The following is a 20,132-nucleotide window of genomic DNA, read 5'->3' on the forward strand; positions in this document are numbered from 1 at the left end:
CCAGATGGAAACACAAACTCAATGGGTGGCAACCAGTGATCAGCAGCGTCTTGCAGTAAGAACCTTTGGTGATATCAGCAAGCCTGCTTTGGTTTTGGTGCATGGCTATCCGGATCATCAGGAGGTCTGGAAAAATGTAATTGTCTATCTGCCGGATTATTTTATCGTTACTTATGATGTGCGTGGCGCAGGGGATTCATCCATTCCCAAATATATCCGTGATTATCATCTAGAGCGTCTGAGTATGGATTTGGAGGAAGTGGTGAATGCCGTTCTTCCAGGACAATCTTTTCATTTGGTCGCCCATGACTGGGGTTCGATTCAGTCTTGGGAATCGGTAACTGACCCAAGATTCGAAGGCCGTATTCTTTCCTTTACCACGATTTCAGGTCCCTGTCTGGATCATGCCGCCTTCTGGATGCGGAATCAGTTCAAGCAAAACCGATCAAGATTTTTTAAACAATTAAGCAAGTCTTGGTATATCGCCATGTTTCAATTGCCTTGGCTGGCACCAACTGCATGGAATTTTTTCAATCCCGAGCGCTGGGGCAAAATTATTCGGGAATTGGAAGGCAAAGAAGGACTGCCATTGAACCAGAATATTGTCAAAGATGGAAAATATGGCGTTGGGCTGTATCGGGCCAATTTTATTCCACGGTTGCTTAAACCCCGTGAACGCTATGCCATCTGTCCGGTACAGGCCATTGTGCTAAAGCGGGATAATTTCGTCAGTCCGCAACTGGTTGATGAAATGCCAAAATGGGTGCAAACCTTTTCCAGGGTAGAGCTAGATGCCAATCATTGGGCAATCTTAAGCCAGCCAAAACTTATTGCAGAGTCTATCCGTGAGTTTACTCAGCAGCATGCTTAATCCAGTCACAAAGATGGATTTGGATTGATGAAAATGTAGAGGAATTTTTATTCGCATTTTCTGATAAAATACCTCCCTTTCTCTCATTCCCAATTCATTATGTTTGCGATTCTTGCTGCTATCGGAGTCATGTGTGGACTCTCCTTGGCACGTGTACCTGTGGTTTTTGCCCTGGTCATTGGTGCTATTCTTGGTGGTTTGCTGGCGGGTCTAGGCCTCCAGGGAACTTTAGATGCATTTAACAATGGCCTGGGTGGTGGTGCTAAAATTGCCTTGGCTTACGGTATTTTAGGTGCATTTGCTTTAGCTTTGGCACGTTCAGGCCTGCCTGATCTTTTGGCTTATAAGATGATTAGTACCTTAAAAGGTGAGGCTGATATCAAAGCACAAAATCGTGTTAAATATATGATTTTTGCAACTGTTGCAATTGCAGCGGTCTTCTCTCAAAACGTGATTCCTGTGCATATTGCGTTTATACCTGTGTTGATTCCGCCTTTATTGATTGTATTTAATCACTTGCAGTTAGACCGCCGTCTGGTGGCCTGTTTGCTGACATTTGGTCTGGTTGCGACCTATATGCTGATTCCAGTTGGTTTTGGTGCAATCTTCCTGAATGATATTTTGGGTCAGAATATCAATACTTTTGGTAAAGCTTATGGCTTCCAGATCACCTATGACCAGATTGCAGCTGCCATGGCGCTTCCTGTATTTGGCATGTTTATCGGTTTGCTGGTTGCGATCTTTATCAGCTATCGTAAGCCACGTGTGTATAAAGATATCCAGGTCGAACAGCAGCAGAGTATTTCTGCCGAACTGGGCGTAGAACAGCAGGCAGCTCGACCTCAAATTGCCAAGTTCACCATCTGGATGGCAGTGATTGCAGTTGTAGCAACGCTGGCTGTGCAGCTGTATTCAGATTCTATGATTCTTGCAGGTTTGGTGGGCGTAGCAATTCTTAGCTGTGCCGGAATCTTTAAATGGAAAGAAGCAGATGATGTGATCATTACCGGTATGCGTATGATGGCACTGGTTGGTTTCATTATGATCGCTGCCCAGGGTTTCGCCTCAGTCATTGAAGCAACCAATCAGGTGCCAGCGCTGGTTCAGGCCTCTGTAGAATGGATTGGTCAAAGTAAAGCACTTGCAGCCTTCTTAATGCTCTTGATTGGTCTGCTAGTAACGCTTGGGATCGGTTCATCATTCTCGACTGTGCCAATTCTAGCCATCATTTATGTACCGTTATGCATTCAGTTTGGCTTTAGTCCTGAAGCAACTATTGCCATTATTGGTACTGCTGCGGCATTGGGGGATGCAGGTTCGCCAGCGTCAGATTCTACCCTTGGCCCAACGTCTGGCCTGAATATGGATGGTCAACATGACCATATGAAGGACAGTGTGATTCCAACCTTTATCCACTACAACATTCCATTGCTGATTTTTGGCTGGATTGCGGCAATGGTGCTTTGATTTTGTGATGTTTCACACATTTTATTTGAATCAGTGCCTATTAATTCTGACTTGTCTGCTTGGAATAAATAATAATTAAATCAGATTAACTTGGTTGGTATTTTAATCCAATCAGGTTGGTCGGATTAAAATAAATATATATTAATTACATATACTTAAATAATACTTATAATTTGATTTTATAATATCTATTGCATATTAATTTTAACCATGTTTATTATTAATTAAGGTATATTTTTCTTAATAATTATTCTTCCCGTGGGGTATTAAAAATGTTAAAGCAAGTTGCTCTAATTGCATTAATGGGTCTTTCAGTATCTGCGATGGCAGGCCAGTGGCAAGTTAAGGTAGGTGGCTCGGTTGTTTCTCCGACTGGTGAGTATCAGCTTGGCCCAGATGCTGAGCTAAAAGCTGCGGATGAATTAGCATTTACACCATCGGTTGAATATTTCTTTAATGACAACATCTCTGCAGAATTATTACTTGCAGCACCTATTAATCATGATGTTGAATTAAATGGTACGGATGTAGTGCGAATTAAACATTTACCACCAACACTGACTGCAAAGTATCATTTTAAAAACTCAACTCGCTTTACTCCATACATTGGTGTAGGTGGTACAGTATTTGTTGCTTGGGATGAACGTACAAAAGGTCTAGGCGATACTGACGTAGATGTAAAAGAAGATTTTGGCTTTGCTGGACAGGTAGGCTTCGGCTATCAACCAGCTGATGCGAAAAACTGGGGTGTTTACTTTGATGCACGTTATGCACAAATTAGCCCTGAAGTTACTTTGACTGGAGATGTACCAGCTAAATTTGATCTAGATATTGATCCTATGGTTTACACCATTGGCTATAGCTACAAATTCTAATTTTTGGAATTATCCAAAAGCCTTATCTACGGATAGGGCTTTTTTTTGCAAAATAACAACGATTTATAACGTGATTTAATTGAGCAGATTCGCCCTGTTCAAATATATTGAATGCAATAAAGTCAAAGATAATCTGAATACAATAAAGAGAATAGGAAGATCAAGAATGAAGTGGTTGCTTAGAAGTGGATTGGTCTTCTTTATGGTCTGGACGACTCAAAGCTATGCGGCAAGTTTCGACTGCCAGAAGGCTCAGTCACAAACTGAAAAGGCGATTTGTCAGCATCGGACACTGAATGATGCCGATGTCAAAATGGCCACCAGTTACAATATTATCCGTCATCTTGTGCCCATGGGTACGCGCTCGGTCATTCAGCGAGATCAGGTCAAGTGGTTACAGTTTCGTGATCAGTGTCAGGAGTCTGTCGACTGTCTGATGCAGGTATATAAAATGCGCCAGCAGCAGATTGACTTGCAATTTGATCGGGTTTACCGTCAGGGACCATTTTGAATGATTAAATTTTTTGCATGAAAATCATTAGATACTATTGAAAATTAAACAACTCACTCCATTCATATAGGCATCAGCTTAAGTCTGTTTCCAATAATGAAAGGAGTGAAGAATGAGCGAGTCAAACGCACAAAAGCATAGTTTCCAGGCCGAGGTGGCGCAGTTGCTGCACCTCGTGACACATTCGCTATACTCAAACCCTGAAATTTTCCTGCGTGAATTGATTTCAAATGCTTCAGATGCATGTGATAAGTTACGCTTTGAAGGGATCAATCATCCTGAATATTATGAAAATGAACCTGACCTGCGTGTTCGGGTCAGTCTCGATCAAAACAATAAAACGATTACTATTTCTGATAATGGCATTGGCTTAAGCCAGCAAGAAGCCATTGATAACTTGGGGACGATTGCCAAATCAGGGACCAAAGACTTTATGTCGAAACTCACTGGTGATCAAAAAGCTGATGCTCAGCTGATCGGTCAGTTCGGTGTCGGTTTCTATTCAGGTTTCATCGTAGCGGATAAGATCACCGTAGAATCCCGTCGTGCAGGCACGGATAAGTCTGAAGGTGTACGCTGGATCAGTGGCGGTACGGGTGATTTCGAAGTTGAACAGATCACTAAAGAAGGCCGGGGTACGGACATCATCCTGCATTTGCGTGAAGATGCTCTGGATTATCTGCAAAGCTATAAAGTAAAGCAGATTATTAATAAATATTCTGACCATATCAGCCTGCCTATCCAGATGCAGAAAGAAGTCTGGCAGGAAGAAGAAGCTGCAGAGGGTGAAACACCAAAAGGTGGTCAATATGTGAAGACGGACGAGTGGGAAGCGATCAACTCTGCCAGTGCTTTATGGACCCGTAATAAATCTGAGATTACTGAAGAACAGTATGTCGAGTTTTATAAGAACCTGACTCATGACTTTGCTGCACCGCTGGCTTGGGCGCATAACCGTGTTGAAGGTAGCACAGAATACACCCAACTGCTTTATGTACCAAGCAAGGCTCCACAGGATATTTTCACCCGTGATGCCAAAGCAGGGATCAAGCTGTATGTGAAACGTGTCTTCATTATGGATGATGCGGATAACCTGATTCCAAACTATCTGCGCTTTGTACAAGGTGTAGTAGATAGTGCAGATTTACCATTAAATGTAAGCCGCGAATTACTACAGGAAAGCCGTGACGTCAAAACGATTCGTGAAGGCAATACCCGTCGTATCCTGACCATGCTGGATAATCTGACCAAGTCTGAAGATGAAAAAGATCAGGAAAACTTCAAAACTTTCTACCGTGAATTTGGTGCTGTGCTGAAAGAAGGTTTGGGTGAAGATTTTAGTAACCGTGAACGCATCCTGAAATTACTGCGTTATCCGACCTCAACCAATGATGAAATCAGTACTTCATTGGCAGACTATAAAGCTCGCATGAAGGAAGGTCAAAAGGCTATTTATTATGTAACGGCTGACAGTCTGAATGCAGCGAAAAATTCTCCTCAGCTGGAACTGTTCAAGAAAAAAGGCATTGAAGTTCTCCTCATGTCTGAGCGCGTAGATGAATGGGCAATGAACTTCGTGCATGAATTTGATGGTACGCCGTTGCAGAATGTATCTAAGGGTGCAGTAGATCTCGGTGATCTGCAAGATGCTGAAGAGAAGAAAGCGCTTGAAGCAGCTGCTGAGCAGTTTAAGCCTGTAGTCGATAAACTGACGGATTCCTTGAAGGATAAAACCAAGGAAGTGCGTGTAACAACTCGTCTGGTAGATTCACCAGCCTGTCTGGTGACAGGAGAAGGGGAGTTATCACCACAATTGATCCGTATGCTGAAAGATGCGGGCCAGCCTGTACCGGATATGAAACCGATTTTAGAGATCAACCCTGAACATCCATTAGTGAAAAAACTGGAAGGCACTACCCAGTTTGATGACCTGGCCAATGTTATCTTTGATCAGGCGGTGATTGCAGAAGGTGGTTTACCAGAGAATCCGGCTGAGTATGTAAAACGCATCAACAGTCTATTGTTGGGTTAATTTTTATATTTCAAAAATCCCTCTACGGAGGGATTTTTTATGTTCTGAAATTAGCTTTTAAAGCTTGAATTCCCTTTTAATGATTTAAAAAAGCGATAGCCAAAATAAAAAAATACCTTTAAGCTTTAAATCTATAAAATAGATAATAATTAAAATAGTAATTTATAATAACGATTATTAAGTTTAGAGAATTCTCCCATGAAAAAATCACTGATGATGAGTTTGAGTACAGTCATTCTGATGTCAATGAGCGCAGCCACACTGGCCGATACTGAGTCCAAAAAAGTGACTCGTAGTGATCGTATTAGTTTTCAGGCGCCAATGAAAAAAGAAGCACCAAAAGTAAAACGAATTCAGCGTACAGATCGTGCAGTATGGAATATGCCACAGATGGAACAACCTTCTTTGCAGCAAAAACGTGTGATTCGTAGTGATCATATTGCCTTTACAACGGTTGAGCACCGCCAATAAAAACTCATTGGATTCAGACATTAAAAAGCCCATATTTTATGGGCTTTTTGCATATATAGCACTACTGATTTTAGAAGATGGCCTCCAGACGGACTGCGGCACCTAGGTAATGACTCCGATCCTCACGGTGGTCATTTAAATAATTGACATCAGTCTGCACAAAGAACCATTCACGAAGAAAAGGCTGGCGCCAGGAAACATAAGGTCCCCAAGTATTCAGACGTAGGTCTGTATCATTCATATAACCACCAGTATAGAGGCCGTAACTGAAGCGGTGAGCATTAAAGAACTGGTGCTGTCGAAAACTGTAATTATTCCAGCGTAAATCATCATCCTGTTCATCTGCATAGATCAGGCTGAATTGGTTGGAGAGAAAAGGTTGATTAGGGCGCGCATGGGTCAATTCCAGGTTGGTTCGCAGATAGTTTTCACTATCAATCCCGTAACGATAGATCTGTTCGGCATGGAATGAGAAGTCATTATGTAGTGCCCAATCTCGACTTGCTTTTATACGGACATAGATATCATCGCCAGAACGAACCCCCAGATCCAGATCAGTTTCAAAAGGGAGTTTTTTAGAAAGTTCCGACCAGCGCAATGCGAGAGAGCTGTTATTTTCTCGTGTCCGGCTACGGTCCAGCCGTCTGTCAGGCGCATTGCCTGGATTCTCATTGGTAATTGTGACATTGTCATTCAGTTCATTATCGAGGCTGTCATCTCCAAAGACTACACTGAGTTTACGTTCTAATGTGGGAAGCTTGATTCTGCCGCGAATACGGGGTTTGACTTCGTATTCATCATATTTGTTCCAGCTATTATCCACGATCACTCTCAGGGTCGCACGTGCAGGTTCATTTTCATCTGGCTCACCAAACCAGTTGTCAATTTTATTTGCAGTACGGTTAGTCCAGTGACGAATCCCTTTTTGTTTTCGATCTACCCAGGTATTTTCCTCAGTCTCATGGGTACTGGGAACGATGGGTTCACTCGACTGCTCCGGTAAAAAGGTAGGTGTGCTATCTATGAATCGCGGAATATAGTCAAGGAAACTAAAGCTTTTGGAAGGCTCTGCTTCCTGCTCATCAGCCTCGGCTGTTTGACTTGTATCAGAAGATTGATCAAGCCCGGCCCAAAGTATCGGGCTAACACTTGTTAAACTGATCAGTAAGAAAGATGCGGGCAAAATCCGGCTTTTTTTCATAGGGCTATTCTTGCTCTTTTTCTTTATATTTCAAGAATAAGTTTGCAGAATTGCATCTAATAAAAGCAACCAGAACTACAAAATTACATCAATTTTTCCAAAGCCTTATCCAGGATGCTTGCATAAAGTTCTGCTACCGCCACAGGCTCTTTAATCTCCAGCAGAATCTGGTGGATCAGCTGCCAGTTAATTTGCTGATCACGTTTCAGAATCAAGCACGGATACATCTGTTCCGTGGAAGACAGCTTGAGACGTTGTTCCCCATGAATCACACGCAATTTTTGACGTTCCTGTAGTAATAGAAGGGGAGTATGAAAGTTGGCTGGCTGCTCATCAAATAGAATAAATTTTTTGGTGGTAATCTGATGCAGAGGAATAAATGGGAAATAATCTTCTTGTTGCCAGATCAAGCGGGCCTGTTCGGAATAAGTTTGATAGAGCGAATCAAGCTGTAAGAATTTAGTACCTAATTCAGCAGCGCTAATCGTTTTAATAGCAGCAGTATGATAATTCTGTTGTTGTCCCCAGAACTGCATTAACTGTATGGCTTGCTGCCATTCACTTGTCCCTAATAGCATACAATAGTGGCTAAAGCGTCCCGTGCTATCTATCTGCTCAGCCAAGTAAACTGGTTGAGAGTTCCAGTCTATATGTGCCTGATAATGCCAAGCCATTTTGAGATGTTGCAGGGATGAATCAGAAGCCAGTCTTAATTCAAAAAGATGATGATTACCTATTTCGACCAAGCTAACATCAGAAACCTGAAATAATAAATCCTGAAATTCTAGGGTCGCTGGAATATCGGGTACTGCGACGCTTTCCTTATTCTCTACTTGTGGTTCGTCTGGCTCTGAATGACTTAAATCTAATTCTGCTAAAGGTACGATTGTCTGAAGCACATTTGAAGCTTTTTGTTGAACGGGTAAAATTTGAGGATTCGCCCAAATCTCATGTTTGGAGATATAAGTATTTATAGACGGTTCAGGAAGCTTATCTTCAACCATCTCTAAAGACAATGGGGTTGCAGTAGCTTGTAATTCATGATCACTTTTCAAACATGAAGAAAGCTGTTGCTGGTGTAACAGCCAGCCAAAGCTCTGCTCTATATCAAGGTTCCATTCACTGATCAATGCAGTACGTTGAGGTGCTGGGATCAGCCAGATTTGCCAGCCACGTTTAGGATCATGCAAGAAAGCCCAACCTGAAAGCGGGTGAGCATACAGGGCTTCCTTTAGATGATCTGCATTGAGAAAAAAACCACGGAAGCTATGGTAATAATGGGTTTCTCGAGCAAATTCCTGTGCAGCAAGTTCAGGTTGAAGACGGGTTTTGAATGCCAGTAGCTGTTTCTTGAAAACAGGCTCATTGCACTGCTGGAAAATTTCTTGCACACGTTTTTTAGAGCGGACTACTTCATATAAGCTGAGACTACGATGATCCAGATCATGTCCTAATTCATGCAGTTCTTTAATCAGACGTACTTTTTCAAGAGCATTCATCATCGTCATCTATTATAAATATTTAAGTGCTTTATCCAGGCTTTTGGCCAGAATGATATTGGCAGCCAGTTCAATCAGTTTATATTCAGTTGAGTTAGGATCGGTATAACGTTCGGCTAACTGCAACAGATGATCAACCGGAATCGCCTGTGGTGAAATTTGACCTTGTACTAAAGCTTGCAATTCATTCATGGCAAAACTTGTCACATATAAAAAATGATCATTTTTTGATTATATGGAGGAAAATATAAAAATGTTATTTTTTATCAATTATTTTCTAGAAATGTAGCGCGATAAAATTTGGAATGGTGTTGAAGATCACCTGGATGAATCATGGATCAAAATATTTAGGTAATTGAAATAAGCTTGAATATAAATTTAATCGTTTTCTGTCATGTAGTACTGCAAAAATAAAAAACAGGCTGAATATTTCAGCCTGTTTTTTAAGAAAGAAGCTAGAAAATTAAGCTTCTTTTACAGTTTCAGCAGTATCCGCCGCAACAGTTTCAACTGCAGCCGCTTTTTTTGCTGGAAAGTCAGGTGTGTAGACAATTTGCGCAGTTGCAGTTACTGAAAGTGCCATTACCGTTGCAGCCAGAACAAATTTAATTGCGTTCATAATATGACCTTTATAAGCTGATGTTCAATATATTGAACTGGGAGAAAATCGAACCTTATTTGTGTGAAAATGATACCAAAGCGGCAGTATTAAAAAATGATTGATTCGGCAATTTTATAAAAAATAATAAAATTTTATTTATAAAAAACAATAAATTAGAACTTTTACTCTAATTTCAAGAAAACTCATTCTTATAAGGCTTATTTAAAAAACAACAATTTAAATAAGAATAAAGATTTTTATATGAAAGATTTAAAGGGTGATGCCATGCTGATTAGGCTGAGGTGGACACGGTATTGTAAAACACATGTAAGGATTTGCTGTCCGATGTTTAAGGAACGTTTGCTCAGAATTTAAATCCACTATGATGATGCTTCACTCACCATAAAAAGAGAGTTTCATCATGGCGATTGCAAAAGTTGTTGAAGTTAATTCGAGTAGCAATAAGAGCTTTGAGGACGCGATTCAGACTGGTATTGCTAAGGTCACCGAAACCGTCAAGAATGTTCAGGGTGCCTGGATTAATGAACAAAAAGTTGTCATCAAAGACAATAAAATTACTGAATATCGGGTCAATCTTAAAATCAGTTTTCTGGTCGAATAAATACAGAACAAAAAATCCCCATTTGAAATGGGGATTTTTTTATGTGTCTTATCTTATTCAGATTAAGGCAGATCACATTGATCATCAGTACATTGTTCTGCCGCAGCCTGCGGTGGCTCTAGCGCTTTTTCTAGAACCTGTACGAATACTTCCTTGGGTTGGGCACCCGCCAAGGCAATACGCTGGTCAAATACAAAGAACGGAACACCTGTAACTTTCAACTGGTCGCGTGCAATTTCCTGATCGAATTTAACGAAATCTGCATATTCTTCTGAATTCAGCACGTCATCAACTTCAACAGGATTCAGGCCTATACGGGCTGCTACATCTTCTAAGGTTTCACGCTCTCCAATGGCTAGACCTTGGGTCATATAACTATAGAAAAAAGCTTCTTCAGCTTCGTTACCTAAACCTTTGCTCTGGGCAAGATGGATAATACGGTGAGCATTAAAGGTATTGCCTGAGTTGGCACCTTCCCAGTTAAACTGGATACCTTCTGCCTTGGCCATCTCGGCAATATTACGTTGCATTTCTTCGACTTCTGCCACAGTACGGCCATATTTCTGCGCAAGTCGTTCAGAATTAGAAATTTCCTGACGTACAGGTGCTTCAGGATCAAGCTGGAAGCTATGCCAGTGAACTTCAAGTTCTACACCTGCCTGTTCTGCAGCAGCTTCTAAACGTTTTTTACCGATATAACAAAAAGGGCAGACCACATCCGACCAGATATCTACGCGCATGAAATTTCCTAAATATTTCTATTCAGAGAAGTATGAGGGCATATAGCCAGAATTTAAAGGTTGAATAGGTCGAAAGAACTAGGGAAAAGATTAAAGAATTTTAAATTCTAGACATTCTTTATTACTTAACTTGTCTTTGGTTATTCGTCTGAATATTCATGTTTTTTGTGAAATAGTTCAATGAATAGCATAGATCTGTTGTGGATATTTCATAAAATAATGATAAGTGATTGATCTTATTGTGAATTAAAATGCTATTTTGATATTGTTGAAATTTAGGAGGCAGTGCTATGAATAGGGTCTGTAGCTATACATGCGCTATGTTAATGGCAGGGATACAGCTTCCAGCAATTGCAAGTTTTTTTGATTCATCTGATTTTGAACATTTGGATGATGATTTACTTGCGCTGGTGTCAGGACAGGATCGTTCATTTCAAACAAAAACAGATTTATATTGGGCTGATACATTGCAAAGAATGACGCCGCAGGGTTTCCCAGTAGCTGCACAGAGTAATCAGGAGAGTTTGAGTTTATTTAATAGTGTATTTCAGTTTAATGAAAAAGGGCAGTTAACCTTACAGATCAATCAGGATGTAGTATCGATTGGTGTGATTGAATGTTCTTTAAGTATTCACGGTCTCTCAGAAGTCGGAAAAACCCTTGGTGATCAAATCAAGTTTAATTAAGTTTTGCCGATAAAAAAACGCCCCGAAGGGCGTTTTTTTATCAACTCAATTATGCAGATTTAGCTTCTTTTACAGAGACTAACATCGAACCAGTTTCTTCAAAGTTTGCATGCCAGCTCAGCGCTTCATTTAGAAGGTGAGGTGTCTGACCACCACGTACACATGCACGATCAAAGTAGTCATTTAATGCATCTTTGTACATTGGGTGTACACAGTTGTCGATGATGGCACGAGCACGCTCACGTGGCGCTAAACCACGAAGATCTGCCAGACCCTGTTCAGTTACAAGCACATCTACGTCATGGCCAGTATGGTCAACATGAGATGCCATTGGAACAACAGATGAGATGTCACCGCCTTTGGCAATTGACTTGGTTACGAAGATCGCAATGTGTGCATTACGCGCGAAGTCACCTGAACCGCCGATACCGTTCATCATTTTGCTACCACATACGTGAGTAGAGTTCACGTTACCGTAGATATCAAACTCAAGTGCAGTGTTAATACCGATAATACCTAAACGACGTACCAGTTCAGGATGGTTAGAAATTTCTTGCGGACGTAATACAAGTTTATCTTTGTATTGCTCAAGATTGTTAAATACTTTCTCGCCGTATTTTGCAGAAAGGGTAATTGATGAGCCTGAAGCAAATTTCATTTTACCCGCATCGATCAATTCGAAAGTACAGTCTTGCAGTACTTCTGAGTACATGACCAGGTCTTCAAAATTAGAGTCTTTCAGACCAGTCAATACGGCATTTGCAATTGAACCGATACCGGCCTGAAGTGGGCCTAAGTTTTTCGGTAAACGTTCTGCTGCTACTTCTTTTTCGAAGAAAGCAATCAGGTGATTTGCGATAGATTGAGTCTCATCATCCGGAGCTGTTACTGTAGATGGAGAATCGTGGTATTCACTGTTAATTACGATACCGACAATTTTCGCCGGATCGATGTTGATTGCATGTGTACCGATACGCTCATCTACTTTAGTCAATGGAATCGCTTGACGTGTTGGACGATAGGTCGGGATATAGATGTCGTGTAAGCCTTCAAAAGCTGGGCTTAAGTTTGTATTGATTTCTACAATCACTTTTTCTGCAAAAATTGCAAAGCTTGCAGAGTTACCAACTGAAGTTGTAGGAATAATGCCGCCGTCTTCAGTAATCGCAACCGCTTCAATCACTGCTACATCTGGTTTTTTCAGCTGCTGGTTACGCATCTGTTCAACAGTTTCAGACAAATGCTGATCGATGAACATCACTTCACCCTTGTTGATTGCTTTACGCAGGGTGTTGTCGACCTGGAATGGCAAACGACGTGCCAATACACCAGCTTCTGTTAATTGCTTGTCCAGGTCATTCCCTAGAGAAGCCCCAGTGATGAGGGTGATCTTTAATGGGTTCGCTTTTGCCTGCTGTACCAGCGCCAGTGGAACCGCTTTTGCTTCACCTGCACGAGTGAAGCCACTCATACCTACAGTCATGCCATCTTCGATGAACTGAGCTGCCTGTTCTGCACTCATTACCTTATTGTGTAGGGATGCTAAACGGATACGGTCTAAAGACATTTGAACTCTCTTAAATTCCTGAATACTGATACGGATTGTACCGATCAAAAAAAGTATTTTGCATAGGTGTTAGGCTAAGGTCTAATTTTTTAGCCAAATAGGGGTATAAAAATAAATGATGATTTTTAACATATTGAATAATATATTATTTATATAAATAAGAAATTAAATCCTAAAAATAAAATGTATAAATATTAATCTATTCTTAAAAGTGACCAGTGATACTTTGTCGGATTTTGTCGAGCGTGGTCGGGGTCGCAGTCTGTTCTGGTTCCGCTTGATGAATTGGTAGTGAAATGATGGCTTCCAATCCACCTTCAGGTCCATTATGAATGTATAGTTCACCAGAATGAATATCGACAATCCGTTTTACAATGGCCAGTCCCAAGCCACTACCCTGAACAGTACGAGCCGAATTACCTCGTACAAAAGGCTGCATGAGATCTTCAATTTGATCCTCTGGAATGCCTTCACCATGATCAGCCACTTTGATTAACAGTCGATCCTGTTCAATCTGGGCCGAGAGTTCAACTGGTTCGGCACCATAGCGTTTTGAATTGTTAATCAAGTTACCAATCAATCGTTTAAGCGACATACTGCGGGCTTGGATTAGCGGTAATTCCTGAGGCGTGAAGCGGATATCAAGCGGCTTAAACTGGGTAACCAGTTCTTGTAGTAGGGTATTGACATTGGTTTCTTGTGGCTCTTCATCGGAACCATCGCGCATAAAGGAAATAAATTGATTTAAAATTGCATCCATGTCCTCGACATCATAAATCAGACCTTCTTTGAGGAAATCTTCGTCTGGCATCATCTCGGCACTCAGGCGGATACGGGTCAGAGGCGTGCGCAAATCATGTGAAATACCAGCAAGCATAATCCGGCGTTCACGCTCGGTCTGTTCTAGCGTGTAGATCATGTGGTTAAAGGCATTGTTCACTTGGCGGATTTCAAGCGGCCCATGATTGGTATCCAGATAGGGTGCAGAACCAGTTGCACTATAGCTATTCGCGGCTTCTTGTAAGCGACGTAGCGGACGATTCAGCTGACGGACCAAAGTCAGAATAATAATGCCAGCAATCAATGGTGTACCCAGCAACCAGCCAAAAATCAGTTCAGGACTATAGTTAGCATAGGTTTTTAAAGGTTCACGAACCCAGTGACCATTCATTTCAGGTGTTTGAATCCAGATCTGTGGACTTGGCTTAAACTGGAAATATACAGTTGCCCGGTCAATACGTAATTCTTTTGCCAGCTTTTCCTCAATTTTACTGGTAAAAAATTCGGCAATCACCTTTTCACGAATATTGGGATACTGTGCAGGGTCGGTAATGTACTCAATCCCGATACGGCTTTTTAAATAATCATCAATATCTACTTCCTGATCATGGTGATACAGGCGCAGGCTAGGATTATTCAGGATTTCCAGTTCAACAGCAAGATAGCGGGCATGTTGCTGAATTTCCGGCAAATAGAGCGTTCGCCAGAAAAACCAGATCGACATCACCAGACTGAACAGGACCACAAAAACCACAAGTACCGCGGTTCGCATTGCAGCTGAACGTGGCTTGATTTTGTCGAGAAAACGTTCCATACGGGTACGTTTCTTTTCCGAGTAATGGACAAAATCAGTAAATTCTTGTGGGTCGATGGGGTCAAGTTTCACACCAGCATCCTGTGGGCGTTTTCCAGATTTTACAGAAATATTCTTGGGATAGAATCTTAACTGCCTGTGTCTTTAATAAAAGACATTTCAATAAATATAATACTATTATTCCAGTAAAACTGTGCCATTCGCTGAACTCGTAAAGTTCCATGCCAGCCAGGAATGTAGGTTTGGCTCAGACAACAGCGAATGGCATTTAGAGACAATAGACGAAGGTAATCCTTATCCCTTTATAGTTTTTCTTATTCAGCACCATCTGGAACAAAGACATAACCCACACCCCATACGGTCTGGATATAACGCGCACGAGCCGGATTTTCCTCTACCAGACGACGCAGGCGAGATACTTGCACATCAATCGAACGTTCCATTGCACCCCATTCACGACCACGTGCCAGATTCATCAGCTTGTCACGTGTTAATGGTTCACGTGGATGCTGTACTAAGGCTTTCAATACAGCAAATTCACCTGTTGTGAGGGTTACCACCTGACCTTCGCGAGTCAAGGTGCGGGTAGAAAGATCAAGTGACCATGGGCCAAAGCTGACCACTTCCATTTGCTGGCTTGGCGCACCTGGTACTTCACGCACCTGACGACGTAATATGGCACGGATACGTGCTAATAATTCATTTGGATTGAATGGTTTAGGTAAATAGTCATCCGCACCAGCTTCAAGTCCTGCGATACGATCCGAGTCGCTACCACGTGCTGTCAGCATGATGATTGGTGTATCGATATTGGACTGGCGTAAACGACGACAGATACTCAGACCATCCTCAACAGGGAGCATAAAGTCGAGCACGATCAGAGAAAACAGTTCTCGCTGTAGCAGTCGGTCCATTTGAGTAGCATCATGCGCAGTCTTGACCACAAAACCCTTATCTTCTAAAAAGCGTTGCAGCAAGGTACGTAAACGGACATCGTCATCGACAACCAGAATGCGTTCTACCCGATCGGTTTCGGTATGTACTGCATCGGTTTTTTCAGCGGGTACAACTAAACTCATAAGGTGCTCCTTTATTCTTTATTGTCGTCTTAAACAAAAACTAATAGATGTCTTGAGTATACGATTCATTTATAGCGATTGACTATGCTCTAAAGCAACAAAAATTGCAGTTAAAATCAAGGGATGGATACCAAATATATACAGGTAAATGATAAAAGTTTCGCAAATATGAGGCAGTCATCGCCTGGATCTAAACGTCATTCTTCAAATATTGAACAACACTGTCATAATTCATAAAGATAAATTAATAAAAACAATTGTGGATTTTATAGGCCTGGTCTTTATAATCATGCCATTTAGTACTTATCCTTGTGGGATCAAACACGATGACTGACTTAGTTCAGCAGTTGGCAAAAGAACTTGCCGTACGTCCAACTCAAGTAGAAGCTGCCATCAAACTTATTGATGAAGGTGCCAGTGTTCCATTTATTGCACGTTACCGTAAAGAAGTAACGCAGGGCTTAGACGATACGCAACTACGCCAGCTCGATACGCGTTTATCATACTTGCGTGATTTGTATGAGCGCCGTGAAAAGGTGATTGAATCACTCAAAGAACAAGATAAATTATCTGATGATTTATTGGCGCGGGTAAATGCGGCAGAAACCAAAAATGCATTAGAAGAAATTTACGCGCCGTACCGTCCAAAACGTACCAGTAAATCATTCAAAGCCAAAGAAGCTGGTCTTGGTCCGATTGCAGAGAAAATCTTTGCTGAAGCGGTTGATCCTGCCGAAGCACTTGCAGGCTTTAGTCATGAAGATTATCCAGATCAAGAAAGCCAGTTGGATGCGATCCAGCACATCCTGATTGATGACTGGGCACAGAACATTGCGCTGACCACTGAGCTGAAAGCGACATTTGCAAAAACTGCCATTTTAAAAAGTTTGGTTGCTTCTGATGAGAAAAAAGAAGTTGGCAAGAAATTCCGTGATTACTTCGATTTCTCTGAAAACCTGAACAAAGTTCCTTCGCATCGTTTGTTGGCAATGCTGCGTGGCCGTCAGGAAAATGTCCTGGGCCTGAAAGTGGATGGCGAAGACGATGCTCCATTGGCACGTATTGAAACAGAATATAATCTGGATGCCATTCAGCCCCAGTCTCGTCAGGATTTCCTGAAACAGACTGCGAAACTGTTCTGGCTGGGTAAAGTCCGCCCGACGATTGAGCATTCTTTATTGACTGAAAAACGTCTGGCTGCTGAATCTGAAGCAATGAACGTATTTGCGGAAAACTTACGTCACTTACTGCTTTCTGCACCTGCTGGCGCGCGTACGACGCTGGGCGTTGACCCAGGTATCCGTACCGGTGTGAAACTGGCAGTCGTGAATGAATCTGGCGATGTTCTGGCACATAGCACCATTTATCCATTTGCTCCAAAAGATGATAAAGAAGGTTCACTGACCGAGCTAGCGCGTTTATGCCGTGAGTTTAATGTTGACCTGATTGCGATTGGTAATGGTACGGCAAGCCGTGAAACTGAAGCGCTAGTAGCTGAAATGATGGCAGCAAACAGTGACCTGAAACTGACCCGTGTTTCTGTGTCTGAAGCAGGCGCTTCTGTTTATTCTGCTTCTGAATTGGCTTCTCAAGAACTTCCAGAGCTGGATGTATCGATCCGTGGTGCGGTTTCGATTGCACGCCGTCTGCAAGATCCACTGGCTGAGCTGGTGAAAATCGATCCAAAATCGATTGGTGTAGGTCAGTATCAACATGATGTGAATCAGACTGGCCTGGCGAAAACCCTTGAAGCAGTGGTAGAAGACTGCGTGAACTCGGTGGGTGTTGATGTCAATACTGCATCTTCTGCAATTTTGGGTTATATCGCCGGTCTGAATAAATCGATTGCACAGCAGATCGTAGATTTCCGTAAGGAAAATGGCCGTTTTGATAACCGTCAGTCGTTGAAAAAAGTGCCACGTTTAGGCGAACGTACTTTTGAACAGGCTGCGGGCTTCTTGCGTATTCTAGATGGCTCTGAGCCACTGGATGCTTCTGCAGTGCATCCTGAATCATATGCTTTGGTCAGCAAAATTGTTGAAGCGAAAGCCACGACTGTAAAAGACATTATTGGCAATACTGAAATCATTCGCCAGGTAAATCCTGAAGAGTTTGTAGATGAGCAATTCGGTCTGCCAACGATTCAAGACGTATTGGCAGAGCTGGAAAAACCGGGTCGTGACCCGCGTCCAGAATTCCGTACCGCCAAGTTCCGTGATGATATCACTGAAGTTGCACAATTGACTGAAGGCATGCAACTGGAAGGTGTAGTGACCAACGTGACTAACTTCGGCGCATTTGTCGATGTCGGTGTCCATCAAGATGGCTTAGTGCATATTTCTGAACTTGCCAATGAATTTGTCGCTGATCCACATAAAGTGGTGAAACCTGGTCAAATCGTGCAAGTTCGTGTTTTGAATGTGGATGCTGAACGTAACCGCGTGAATTTGTCGATGCGTCCTGAAGGTTCTGCAGCTCCGGCAAAAGCACCACGTCAGACACGCCGTGAAAACAATGAAGCACGTGGTGAACGTAAGCCTCAAGCTAAACTTCCACAGCAAGCACGTCCGCAAGGTGAGCGTCCTCAGGGCAAGAAACCGCAAGCGGCTAAACCGCAAGAGCAAAAAATTGGTGGTTTGGGTGCATTGTTATTGCAAGCAGGAATTAAAGGTTCGAAATAATCTTTAATTACCCAATAAAAAACCTCCCAAATGGGAGGTTTTTTATGTCTGATTTTTATGAATTGATCATCGGCACAATCCAGCTGGTAATGATCAGCAAAATACCCAGATGCCCCAGTTTTCGTGTCACATAAACCAGTTTCGACGGTGGCTGTTCCAGTCGTTTTGCATATTCTTCCATGCTAATTCCAGACTTACCTTTACTGGTATATAAAAACACCCCCAAGTCGATACAGATCAGAATCGTACCAATATCGGCCACCAGTTCCATCAGCTCAAATTGCTGGGTATATAGCGACATGCCAACGCTATAGATCAGATAAAGACCAAAGGCAATACAGGCATATTGCAGGACCACTAAAAACTTCTGCATAAATCTCAACAGCTCAAAAAATTAAGGCAATTATACAAATAATCGGGCAGCTGCGGCCAATTACAAGGCTTGCATCAGGTCGGCAAAATTCTGTTTCTCGACCAGTTCCAGAAATTCATCGCCCAGACGCTGACTTTCAGCAATACATTGCTTCCAGAGCTGAATCCGCTGAGTTTGATCCAAGCCTTTCAAGGTAAAATCTTTACGGTCTGGCAAACGGCCTAAAGGTAAACTTTGCAGATATTCCTGTGATGGAGATATGAGCAAAGTGCGTGCCTGATTTTCCGGATTTGAGGTGCGTTTAAATAACTTGTCAAACCAGCCCGGCGTAATGCTGTCAGTAAAATGCGGATATAGTACAATGCCTTTGCTCTGGAAGGGTAGGTCAATGTGATAGTCAATTAAACCACCATCGCGGTAATAACCTTGCGGTGCATCCGGGATGTTATTCACCGCTGCCATCACCCCCGGAATAGAGGCAGATGCCATTAACCAGGACAGGACACTTTGTTCAGTCAGGGCATGATAATGCGTGGTAAATCCATCTTCAGCGATTTTAAACTGTTCACCCATATTCGGTTGGCTGATGACCCGTTGCATAAAATGACGGCTGTGCTTGCGTGCAACTGCAGTTGCCCCGACAATTCCGGCTACAGAAGCCAGTAAAGGTAAGGCCTTGTCACTCTGGAAAATGTGTTGGGCTTTAATCGAAATCACAGCGAGATGATAATCTGGATGATTAACTAGCTCATTCTCTTTGCCTTGGACCAAGTCGAATAACATGCCGCGGCAGACTTCGCTCACTTCCAAACGTGACATTTTCTTATGGAAGTAAAGGTTGGTATACAGTTCAGCTAGGCGTTCGGTTCCTTGTTTAGAACCATGAGCAGCAATACTGGCAAAACGCCAGCTGCCAATGGAGGAACCCACCAGGGTTCTACGCTGAGGGGCACGTGGGAAAAAATCACCAAAAATTGCCTGATCCAACCCCTGAATACCAATACCTTTCGGACCCCCTGCAGCACCAGGAACAATATCCACATGTTCGGGTTGTAAACCTTCTTTCAGAATCAGCTCACGTGCCAGATGCCCGGCACGGATTTTCAGGGCAGGGGCATGTTTTTGTAAAATCTGCATAGAGGTTTAACCCATATTCGACCAGTGAGGACTTATTTTAAGCGTTGTGCCTTTGGACCCAATGGCAAGATGTGCCCGAAGGTGACTTTACAGTCATGCGATGCCTAGAAAACAAAAAAACCTGA

At 42.3% G+C, this 20,132-nt stretch carries 19 protein-coding genes; 9 read left to right on the plus strand and 10 right to left on the minus strand.

The features are described from left to right. Positions 1-4: 4 nt before the first annotated feature. From F899_RS02615 to F899_RS02640, 6 genes are all read left to right on the plus strand, one after another. Entirely contained in the window at positions 5-871 is an 867-nt protein-coding gene (locus tag F899_RS02615) for an alpha/beta fold hydrolase (RefSeq protein WP_005220722.1), read from the plus strand. Between the two features lie 99 nt (positions 872-970). Further along, a complete protein-coding gene (locus F899_RS02620) occupies positions 971-2,338 on the plus strand; it encodes a Na+/H+ antiporter family protein (RefSeq protein ID WP_005220723.1) in 1,368 nt (455 codons plus the stop codon). A 272-nt stretch (positions 2,339-2,610) separates the two neighbouring features. Continuing rightward, on the plus strand, positions 2,611-3,213 hold the full coding sequence (locus F899_RS02625; RefSeq protein WP_004813545.1) for an OmpW/AlkL family protein: 603 nt from the start codon (positions 2,611-2,613) through the stop codon (positions 3,211-3,213). A 166-nt stretch (positions 3,214-3,379) separates the two neighbouring features. Continuing rightward, positions 3,380-3,724 (plus strand): lysozyme inhibitor LprI family protein, encoded by a 345-nt coding sequence (locus F899_RS02630; RefSeq protein WP_004890554.1) that lies wholly within the window; start codon positions 3,380-3,382, stop codon positions 3,722-3,724. A 112-nt stretch (positions 3,725-3,836) separates the two neighbouring features. Then, positions 3,837-5,756: a molecular chaperone HtpG gene (htpG, locus tag F899_RS02635; protein ID WP_005220724.1), complete on the plus strand. Its 1,920-nt coding sequence runs from the start codon at positions 3,837-3,839 to the stop codon at positions 5,754-5,756. A 198-nt stretch (positions 5,757-5,954) separates the two neighbouring features. After that, on the plus strand, positions 5,955-6,227 hold the full coding sequence (locus F899_RS02640; protein ID WP_005220725.1) for a hypothetical protein: 273 nt from the start codon (positions 5,955-5,957) through the stop codon (positions 6,225-6,227). Between the two features lie 70 nt (positions 6,228-6,297). Here F899_RS02640 and F899_RS02645 read toward each other — a convergent pair whose 3' ends face one another. From F899_RS02645 to F899_RS15615, 4 genes are all read right to left on the minus strand, one after another. After that, on the minus strand, positions 6,298-7,428 hold the full coding sequence (locus tag F899_RS02645) for a hypothetical protein (protein ID WP_005220727.1): 1,131 nt from the start codon (positions 7,426-7,428) through the stop codon (positions 6,298-6,300). A gap of 83 nt (positions 7,429-7,511) precedes the next feature. After that, entirely contained in the window at positions 7,512-8,930 is a 1,419-nt protein-coding gene (locus tag F899_RS02650; RefSeq protein ID WP_228127785.1) for a hypothetical protein, read from the minus strand. Between the two features lie 9 nt (positions 8,931-8,939). Next, positions 8,940-9,119, minus strand: coding sequence for a hypothetical protein (locus F899_RS02655; RefSeq protein ID WP_005220731.1), 180 nt, complete (start codon positions 9,117-9,119; stop codon positions 8,940-8,942). Positions 9,120-9,390: 271 nt separating this feature from the next. Then, complete coding sequence (locus F899_RS15615; RefSeq protein ID WP_004890542.1) at positions 9,391-9,546, minus strand: hypothetical protein; 156 nt, start codon at positions 9,544-9,546, stop codon at positions 9,391-9,393. A 403-nt stretch (positions 9,547-9,949) separates the two neighbouring features. Here F899_RS15615 and F899_RS02660 point away from each other — a divergent pair, with 403 nt between their 5' ends. Further along, positions 9,950-10,150 (plus strand): dodecin family protein, encoded by a 201-nt coding sequence (locus F899_RS02660; protein WP_004813529.1) that lies wholly within the window; start codon positions 9,950-9,952, stop codon positions 10,148-10,150. Positions 10,151-10,212: 62 nt separating this feature from the next. Here F899_RS02660 and F899_RS02665 read toward each other — a convergent pair whose 3' ends face one another. Next, on the minus strand, positions 10,213-10,890 hold the full coding sequence (locus tag F899_RS02665) for a DsbA family oxidoreductase (protein ID WP_005220734.1): 678 nt from the start codon (positions 10,888-10,890) through the stop codon (positions 10,213-10,215). 326 nt (positions 10,891-11,216) lie between these two features. On the opposite strand from F899_RS02665, the gene F899_RS02670 reads away from it, so the two are divergent. Beyond that, on the plus strand, positions 11,217-11,576 hold the full coding sequence (locus F899_RS02670; RefSeq protein WP_228127786.1) for a hypothetical protein: 360 nt from the start codon (positions 11,217-11,219) through the stop codon (positions 11,574-11,576). 49 nt (positions 11,577-11,625) lie between these two features. On the opposite strand, the gene F899_RS02675 is transcribed toward F899_RS02670, so the two are convergent. From F899_RS02675 to ompR, 3 genes are all read right to left on the minus strand, one after another. Next, positions 11,626-13,143, minus strand: a complete 1,518-nt coding sequence (locus tag F899_RS02675; protein WP_005220736.1) for an acetyl-CoA hydrolase/transferase family protein — start codon at positions 13,141-13,143, stop codon at positions 11,626-11,628. Between the two features lie 205 nt (positions 13,144-13,348). Then, positions 13,349-14,809 (minus strand): ATP-binding protein, encoded by a 1,461-nt coding sequence (locus F899_RS02680; RefSeq protein WP_004813519.1) that lies wholly within the window; start codon positions 14,807-14,809, stop codon positions 13,349-13,351. Between the two features lie 242 nt (positions 14,810-15,051). Then, positions 15,052-15,816, minus strand: a complete 765-nt coding sequence (gene ompR, locus F899_RS02685) for an osmolarity response regulator transcription factor OmpR (RefSeq protein ID WP_004890528.1) — start codon at positions 15,814-15,816, stop codon at positions 15,052-15,054. Between the two features lie 326 nt (positions 15,817-16,142). Between ompR and F899_RS02690 the strand changes: the two genes are divergently transcribed. Next, a complete protein-coding gene (locus F899_RS02690; RefSeq protein ID WP_005220737.1) occupies positions 16,143-18,497 on the plus strand; it encodes a Tex family protein in 2,355 nt (784 codons plus the stop codon). Between the two features lie 55 nt (positions 18,498-18,552). Here the strand turns inward: F899_RS02690 and F899_RS02695 are convergent, their stop codons facing one another. Together F899_RS02695 and F899_RS02700 are read right to left on the minus strand one after the other, a co-directional pair. Beyond that, positions 18,553-18,870: a hypothetical protein gene (locus F899_RS02695; RefSeq protein ID WP_004890522.1), complete on the minus strand. Its 318-nt coding sequence runs from the start codon at positions 18,868-18,870 to the stop codon at positions 18,553-18,555. Positions 18,871-18,930: 60 nt separating this feature from the next. Next, positions 18,931-20,007 carry a patatin-like phospholipase family protein gene (locus tag F899_RS02700; RefSeq protein WP_005220738.1) on the minus strand — a complete coding sequence of 359 codons (1,077 nt, stop codon included), beginning with the start codon at positions 20,005-20,007 and terminating at the stop codon, positions 18,931-18,933. Between the last annotated feature and the right edge of the window lie 125 nt (positions 20,008-20,132).

The organism is Acinetobacter sp. CIP 101934 (assembly GCF_000369585.1).
Taxonomy (GTDB): Bacteria; Pseudomonadota; Gammaproteobacteria; order Pseudomonadales; family Moraxellaceae; genus Acinetobacter; species Acinetobacter schindleri.